Annotated in this window: 6 protein-coding genes; all 6 read left to right on the forward strand. The window is 41.3% G+C overall.

Annotated features, from left to right (window positions below):
• Nucleotides 1–291 precede the first annotated feature (291 nt).
• The 6 genes from RM368_RS27970 to trpC all read left to right on the forward strand — a co-directional run bounded on the left by RM368_RS27970 (nt 292) and on the right by trpC (nt 8,206).
• Nucleotides 292–1,671 (forward strand): glycosyltransferase family 4 protein, encoded by a 1,380-nt coding sequence (locus tag RM368_RS27970; RefSeq protein ID WP_322697073.1) that lies wholly within the window; start codon nt 292–294, stop codon nt 1,669–1,671.
• Nucleotides 1,672–1,674: 3 nt separating this feature from the next.
• Nucleotides 1,675–2,745: a bifunctional chorismate mutase/prephenate dehydrogenase gene (gene tyrA, locus RM368_RS27975; RefSeq protein ID WP_322697074.1), complete on the forward strand. Its 1,071-nt coding sequence runs from the start codon at nt 1,675–1,677 to the stop codon at nt 2,743–2,745.
• A 12-nt stretch (nt 2,746–2,757) separates the two neighbouring features.
• Complete coding sequence (locus RM368_RS27980) at nt 2,758–3,402, forward strand: DsbA family oxidoreductase (RefSeq protein ID WP_322697075.1); 645 nt, start codon at nt 2,758–2,760, stop codon at nt 3,400–3,402.
• Nucleotides 3,399–4,595, forward strand: coding sequence for a 3-dehydroquinate synthase (locus RM368_RS27985; protein WP_322697076.1), 1,197 nt, complete (start codon nt 3,399–3,401; stop codon nt 4,593–4,595). The genes RM368_RS27980 and RM368_RS27985 overlap by 4 nt, the downstream gene beginning before the upstream one ends.
• Before the next feature lie 370 nt (nt 4,596–4,965).
• On the forward strand, nt 4,966–7,170 hold the full coding sequence (locus RM368_RS27990; protein WP_322697077.1) for an anthranilate synthase: 2,205 nt from the start codon (nt 4,966–4,968) through the stop codon (nt 7,168–7,170).
• A gap of 202 nt (nt 7,171–7,372) precedes the next feature.
• On the forward strand, nt 7,373–8,206 hold the full coding sequence (trpC, locus tag RM368_RS27995) for an indole-3-glycerol phosphate synthase TrpC (protein ID WP_322697078.1): 834 nt from the start codon (nt 7,373–7,375) through the stop codon (nt 8,204–8,206).
• Nucleotides 8,207–8,290: the final 84 nt, after the last annotated feature.

Raw genomic sequence — 8,290 nt, forward strand, 5'->3', positions numbered from 1 at the left:
TTCCGAGTTCAGAAGTTGAAGTTCCGAGTTCAAAGGCTGAAGTTCCGAGTTCAGAGGTCGAAGTTCCAAGTTCAGAAGTCGAAGTTCCGAGTTCAAAGGCTGAAGTTCCGAGTTCAAAGGCTGAAGTGGATTAAACAAAATCTAAAACTTCTGTTTCGTGGGGTGCGTTATGCCCTTGGTAACACACCTTACGAAAATTTCAGGTCATTAAATCTGGAATCAGGGAGATAAAAACTGGAAATACTAAATAAAGCCAAGATTATCAAGGTGCTTTTAGCACATTAACGGTTAATGCACATTCTGATTTATTCATACAACTATCATCCAGAGCCAATTGGTATTGCACCTTTGATGACTGAACTAGCAGAAGGGCTGGTGAAGCGAGGGCATCAAGTGCGGGTAATCACAGGTATGCCTAACTATCCTCAGCGTCAGATTTACGATCGCTATCGGGGTAAGTTATACGTTACTGAAGAGAAAAATGGTGTCAAAATTCAACGTAGTTACCTGCGGATTAAGTCTAAACCTAACCTGATAGACAGGCTATTGCTAGAGTTGAGCTTTGTCTTTACAAGTTTGCCACAAGCTCTCAAGGGTGAGCGACCTGATTTAATTCTCTTAACAGTGCCACCGTTACTCGTTTGCTTACCTGCAACTTTAATAAGTTGGCTATACAACTGTCCAGTAGTGCTGAATGTGCAAGATATCCTCCCGGAAGCTGCTGTGCGTGTTGGGCTTATTAAGAATAAGTTGATGATTAAAGCTCTGGAAGCTTTAGAAAAATTCGCCTACCGAACTGCACATACCATTAGCGTGATTGCCGATGGTTTCGTAGATAATTTAATACATAAAGGTGTACCTGCTAATAAAATTGCCTGCATTCCAAATTGGGTAAATTTAAATTTTATCCGCCCTTTACCGAAGGAGAATAACTCCTGGAGAGCTTCCCATCAACTTGATGATAAATTTGTAGTGCTTTATTCAGGTAATATTGCTCTGACGCAAGGTTTAGAGACAGTAATAGAAGCAGCATCTCGGTTGCGTCATATTAATGATATTGTCTTTGCGATCGCAGGTGAATCTCAAGCTCTCGAAAGGTTACAAAAACATTGTCTTGCTTGTGGGGCAGATAACGTTTTGCTGCTACCATTGCAACCGCGAGAAAAACTACCGCAAATGTTGGCAGCCGCAGATGTTGGGTTGATTGTGCAAAAGAGCAATGTGATTTCCTTCAATATGCCTTCTAAAATACCACTGCTGTTAGCCAGTGGTCGCCCAATTGTCGGTTCAGTTCCCGCGACTGGTACTGCTGCCAAAGCTATCAAAGAAAGCGGCGGCGGCGTTATCGTTGAGCCTGAGTCAGCAGATGCTTTAGCCGCTGCGGTATTAGATTTATATAATCAGCCGGAACTAGCAGCAAAATTAGGGCGTGAAGGAAGAAAGTTTGCGGTGGAAAACTACTCTTTTGAGCAAGCGCTAGATCGGTATGAAGAGTTATTCTATGATGCGATCGCCAAAAGAGCAACAACTTTGGATATGTTGCCCGAATTGAGTTCTAAAAAATCACTTGTTGAGCAAGAGCTTGTGGTACATACCTTGCCCCTTGTGCGCGTGATATCTCAAAGACAAATGACAAATACTTCGACTACGCTCAGTACAAGTGACAAATGACAAATGACAAATTCAGATCGGCTGAAAAAAACAGACCAAAAGTTGATTGCCTTATTGAGCGATCACATATCATTATTAGCAGCATCAGAACAACCTTCTCTAGATCGACAACTGTCTGATGTCGCTCCCCTACTCGCCCAAGCTGGTATTCCTGAGTCTGTTTGGGCAAGTTTGCTAAATAGTTGTCATGCCAATTTGATTCCTAAATATACAACAAATCATGTCAGTCCCCGACAAATTACCATCATCGGTGGACACGGCAGGATGGGAAAATTATTTAAAGAGCAGCTTTCGCTAGTAGGTAATAATGTTAGCGTCCTCGAATCCGAAGATTGGGAATACGCAGAGCAACTATTAAGTCAGACAGAATTAGTTTTAGTCAGCGTTCCCATTGAATATACAGTTGATGTTATCAAGCGTGCAGCTAAATACCTCGCTCCAACTACCGCTTTGTGTGACATTACGAGTATTAAAACACAGCCAACTCAAGCAATGCTCGAACATCATTCCGGCCCAGTCATGGGTTTACACCCAATGTTTGGGTCAAATATCAAATCGTTTTTTGGACAAAAAGTAGTAGTGTGTCCTGGTAGAAACGATGATTCATTTCAGTGGTTTTTAGACTTTATCAAAAGCCAAGGTGGAGAGTTAATTGTTTGTACGCCCGAAGAACACGATCGCATGATGACGATCGTTCAAGCAACGCAACATTTCTGTAGATTTAGTCTTGGCATTTTCTTAGCAGAAGTAAAAGTTGATATAGAGCAGAGTTTAACAATGTCAACTCCTAACTACCGTCAAGAAATTGACATTGTTAAACGTTTGTTTTCACAAAACCCTCACTTATGTGTGGATATTATGCTCGCTACAGAAGAAAGGTGTGATGCAATTAGCTTTTTAGCTGATACTTATAGCCGTTTGGCGAAACTAGTAGCAAAGAAAGACAGAGACGCATTAATTCAAGAATTTGAAAATGCTCAAAGTTTTTTTGAAGATAAAATCAACACTTTTATCCAGCCTTTAAATACAATGGCTATCCAACGAGATTTTTCAACCACAAATATTAGCATTTAAATCAACAAAAATATGCTGATAGACATATTTCACGATACCGTTTGTCCTTGGTGCAGAATTGGGAAAAAACATCTGTTTGATGCACTGGCACAACAGCAAGAACAAAAAGTGCATATCCGCTGGCATCCTTTTCTTTTGGACAATACTGTTCCTGCCGAGGGATACGAATTTCGCAGCTTTATGCAAAATAGAAAAGGGATGAAAGCGGCAGAAATACAACAGATATTTGATAGTACGCAACGCGCAGGTGAGGCGGCTGGAGTTAAACTAGATTTTGATAAAATTCGTTTGGCTGTCAATACTAAGCTTTCTCATCAACTGATTGCACTTGCACCCGCAAACGTCAAAAACGATGTTGTCGAAGCTATATATAAAGCTTATTTTGAAGACGGTTTGAACATTGGAAATATTGACGTTATTGTTGCCATTGGTACAGCGTACCAGATGAATGCTAGCGCATTAAAGTTGCAATTAAACGATCGCGCGGTGAGTGATGCAGTCATTGCTGAATCAACATTTGCTCGGTTAAATGGCATCAACAGCGTGCCGTTCTTCGTAATCAATGACAAAGTTAAGCTAAATGGTTCTCACTCGGTAGAGGTGTTCCTGGAAACTTTAAATCGTGCTGCACTTTTAGATATACCTGCAAAAATATGATAGTTGACATCAAGCAAAAAAGTAGATTAATTCATCAAAGTGTTTCGGTTACTTTTAATTACGAAGTTTACTTCACCCACAATTTATTTGAATTAAAAAATCCTACCTTAGCCCAAGCGATCGCCGCAGATGAGGAGACAAAGCCAAAGAAAATAGTTGCAGTTATAGACGCAGGAATATTAAAGTATCAACCTAAATTGGTGAAGCAATTAGTCGCGTATACCAAGTTTTATGCAGAGGTAATAGCGATCGCAGCCGAACCGATGATAATTTCGGGAGGAGAAGCTGCTAAAAACGATCGCACTTTATTAGAGCAAATCCAGCAACAGATTGAAGCCGCCGGATTATGTCGCCACTCTTATGTGTTAGCGATCGGGGGCGGGGCGGTATTAGATTTGGTAGGATATGCAGCCGCAACTGCTCACCGGGGAATTCGGCTCATTCGGATTCCGACAACGGTGTTAGGGCAAAATGATTCTGGGGTTGGTGTCAAAAACGGCATCAATGCTTTTGGGAAAAAGAATTTTCTTGGCACATTTGCGCCACCTTATGCAGTTATCAATGATTCTGCCTTTTTGACAACCCTAGACGATCGCGATTGGCGTTCTGGAATCGCAGAAGCAGTCAAAGTGGCGCTGATTAAAGATGCTAGCTTTTTTGATTTTATCCACTCTCACACCGCAGCTTTGAGGCGGCGAGATATGGATACTATGCAACAGGTTATCTATCGTTGCGCTCAGTTGCATTTAGAACATATCGCCAATGGCGGCGATCCTTTTGAAATGGGTTCGTCTCGTCCCCTGGATTTTGGACATTGGGCGGCTCATAAACTGGAGCATTTGACAAATTATCGCTTGCGTCATGGCGAAGCTGTGGCGATCGGTATTGCTTTGGATAGCACTTATTCTTATTTAGCAGGATTGCTGGATTGTTCGGAGTGGGAACGGATATTAGATACTTTATCGGCGTTGGGTTTCACGTTGTATGTGCCTGAGCTGGCTGATAAGTTATCACAATTGGAAGATCCTGATTGTTTGTTTCGGGGTTTGACTGAATTCCGCGAACATTTGGGGGGAGAGTTGACTTTGACGCTGTTAAAAGGGATTGGAAAAAGAATTGAGGTTCATGAGGTGAATTTGTTGTTGTATCGGCAAGCAATATCTCTGTTGGGGGAAGTGAGGGGGGAATTTTAAACGCAGAGGAACGCTGTAGACGCTTTTGCGGCTTGCCGCAGGCTGGGAAGCGCAGAGGAACGCAGAGGTTTTATGAGGCGATTTACTACTTTTGGGGGAGGCGGATTTTTTTAATAGGGTTGTTGGTAAATGTACTAGAAAAGCAGTATAAAAAGCGAATAAATTGACACCCAATCGAAAAATTATTCAATGTCTTATCTGCTTGATATCTAGTATTCTTAAATCAGAAGCAAAAAGTTTTTGATTACATCTTTTAAAAAGAATATGTTGGCTTGGATGGATAAAAGATTATCTAAGTCTGTTCTAGGTTTGAAAATAACTACTAATAATGATTAATGGTTGACTAACAAATATTCTAGAGAAATTACTCATGGTTTTTGATTCACGTTCCTACAATACTCTTGGCGGTGTAAGTGTTTCTCGCTCCATCACTGAAGTTAAGATGGACACTGCCCTCGATGATATTCTGTTCCATTTAAATTCTCAGCGTGGAGGATTGCTAAGGAGTAGCTACGAATATCCAGGCAGATACAAAAGATGGGCAATCGGATTTGTCAATCCACCGTTAGAGTTGACTACCCAAGGAAACTCTTTTACTTTAATAGCGTTGAATGAACGCGGTCAAGTGCTTTTGCCATTCTTTTTAGAGAGACTATCCCAGTCAGAACAAATTGAAAAAGTTAGCCAAGACAATAACAGTGTTGTAGGCTTTATTAAACCTTCCAAAAAATTATTTACTGAAGAAGAACGCAGTCAACAACCTTCATCATTTACAGTTGTCCGCGAAATTCTATATACTTTCTCTAGTCAAGAAGACGAGCATTTAGGCTTGTATGGTGCGTTTGGTTATGACTTAGTTTTTCAGTTTGAACCAATTACTCAACATCTAGAACGTCCAACAGATCAGCGCGATTTAGTGCTTTATTTGCCAGATGAATTGATTGTTGTTGACTATTATCAGCAACGTGCATTTCGTTTCCAATATGATTTTAAAACAGCGCATGGCAATACCAAGAATCTTCCGAGAACTGGTGAGTCTGTAGATTATCGCGGTAAACATCTGTTACCAAATCAAACTGCTGACCATCAAGTAGGCGAATATGCGAAAAAAGTTGAGGTTGCACTCGATTATTTCCGCAGAGGCGATTTATTTGAAGTTGTTCCTAGTCAAAACTTTTTTGAAGGCTATGAAGACGAACCCAGCAAACTATTTAATACCTTAAAAGAAATAAATCCCAGTCCTTACGGATTTATTTTTAATTTAGGTGGCGAATATTTGATTGGTGCATCTCCAGAAATGTTTGTGCGGGTTGAAGGTAGGCGGGTAGAAACTTGTCCAATTAGTGGCACTATTAGCCGGGGACAAGATGCTCTTGACGATGCGGTGCAAATTCGTCAGTTACTCAACTCCCACAAAGATGAAGCTGAGTTGACCATGTGTACTGATGTCGATCGCAATGACAAATCTCGAATCTGCGAACCTGGTTCAGTAAGAGTCATCGGTCGTCGCCAGATTGAATTATACAGCCACCTGATACATACAGTAGATCATGTTGAGGGTACTCTGCGATCGCAATTTGATGCTTTAGATGCCTTTCTTTCGCATACATGGGCGGTTACAGTCACCGGCGCACCCAAAAAAGCCGCAATAGATTTTATTGAACGGCACGAAAAGAGCGCCCGACGTTGGTATGGTGGAGCAGTCGGCTATTTAAATTTCAACGGCAATTTAAATACTGGCTTAATTCTGCGGACAATTCGATTAAAAGATTGCATCGCGGAAGTGCGAGTTGGCGCTACAGTCCTTTATGACTCCATACCTCAAGCAGAAGAACAAGAAACAATTACCAAAGCTGCTGCTTTATTTGAAACGATTCGCCGTGTAAAGCAAACGAGTCAAAAAATTGATGAGTCCGGTTCTCTAAAATTAAGCAAACAGATTCCAGGTGTAAAATCTAGCAAACGCATCTTATTAATAGACTACGAAGACTCATTTGTTCATACCCTAGCCAATTACATTCGTCAAACTGGTGCAAGTGTCACCACACTGCGTCATGGTTTTTCGGAATCGTTATTCGATACAGAACGCCCTGACTTAGTTGTATTATCTCCTGGCCCTGGTAGACCAAGTGATTTTGGGGTTTCTGAGACTGTCGGTGCGCTTCTGCATCGCCAAATTCCGATTTTCGGAGTTTGTCTAGGACTGCAAGGCATCGTTGAAGCTTTTGATGGCGAATTGGGAGTTCTTAACTATCCTCAACATGGGAAATCCTCAAGGATTTTCGTCACTGATTCTAATTCTGTCACCTTTAAAAACTTACCAGAATCCTTTGCAGTCGGTAGATATCATTCATTATTTGCCCTACCGCAACGTTTGCCAAAAGAACTCAAAGTAACAGCGATTTCTGATGACGACGTAATTATGGGCATTGAACATCAAACACTTCCCATCGCCGCCGTTCAGTTTCATCCAGAATCAATCATGACTTTAGGTGGAGAAGTCGGTCTGAAAATAATTAAAAATGTGGTGCGTGCATATACGCAAGTCAAAGAGTCATTAGTCATTGGTCATTAGCCTCGTTCCCATGCTCTGCGTGGGAATGCCATCCTTGAGGCTCCGCCTCCCTCATACTGAGATTAATTGTATCAACGCAGGCAGAGCCTGCACAGAATGCATTCCCAGATGGAATCTGGGAACGAGAAAACGAGGGACAAACGAAAATAACAAGAATGTGAGAATAATTAGTTATTTCCCATTTCACTACCTTTAGCAGTTTATGACTAACCAAGTTGCTCCTTCCCGCCATATTCTTGAAGAAATTGTGTCGCATAAAAGGCAAGAAGTTGCACAAATGCAGCAAGAACTGCCTTTAGGCTCCTTGCGACAACAGTTAAATATAGCCCCAACTGTGCGAAATTTCTTGACTGCTTTGCAAGATAATCCCAATCAACCTAGTTTAATTGCGGAAGTAAAAAAGGCATCACCTAGCCGTGGGGTTATCCGCGCAGATTTTGACCCTGTTGCTGTTGCTCAAGCTTATGAACGAGGTGGTGCAGCTTGTTTATCAGTCTTAACTGACGAAAAGTTCTTTCAGGGCGGTTTTGATAATCTGCGAAAGGTGCGTCAACAAGTTGCATTACCTTTACTGTGTAAGGAGTTCATCATTAACTCCTATCAAATTTATTTAGCACGAACAGTAGGCGCAGATGCAGTATTGTTAATTGCAGCTATTTTATCAGATCGAGAACTCCAAGACTTTTTGCGAGTAATTCACGATTTGGGCATGACTGCGCTAGTAGAAGTCCATACCTTAGCTGAACTAGATCGAGTACTAAAGCTTGATAACCTAAGTTTAGTAGGAATCAACAATCGCAATTTAGAAGACTTTACCCTTGATTTAGGAACCACACAGCAACTTTTAGCAGAGCGTCAACAACAATTACAAAGCTTAGATATCACCGTCGTCAGCGAGTCTGGACTGTATACACCTGCTGATTTATCTCTTGTCGCTGAGGCTGGCGCGCGTGCAGTTTTGATTGGCGAGTCTTTAGTTAAACAAAGTGATGTAGAACAAGCTGTGCGTGAGATTTTACTAATTCGTAATTCGTAATTCGTAATTCGTAATTGGTAAATCAAAAAAAATGAAGCTCTGATATTCGTTAACGGAGATAAAAGACTCGTTAACGCAGATAAA

The organism is Nostoc sp. DedSLP03, from assembly GCF_034530815.1.
Classification (GTDB): domain Bacteria; phylum Cyanobacteriota; class Cyanobacteriia; order Cyanobacteriales; family Nostocaceae; genus Nostoc.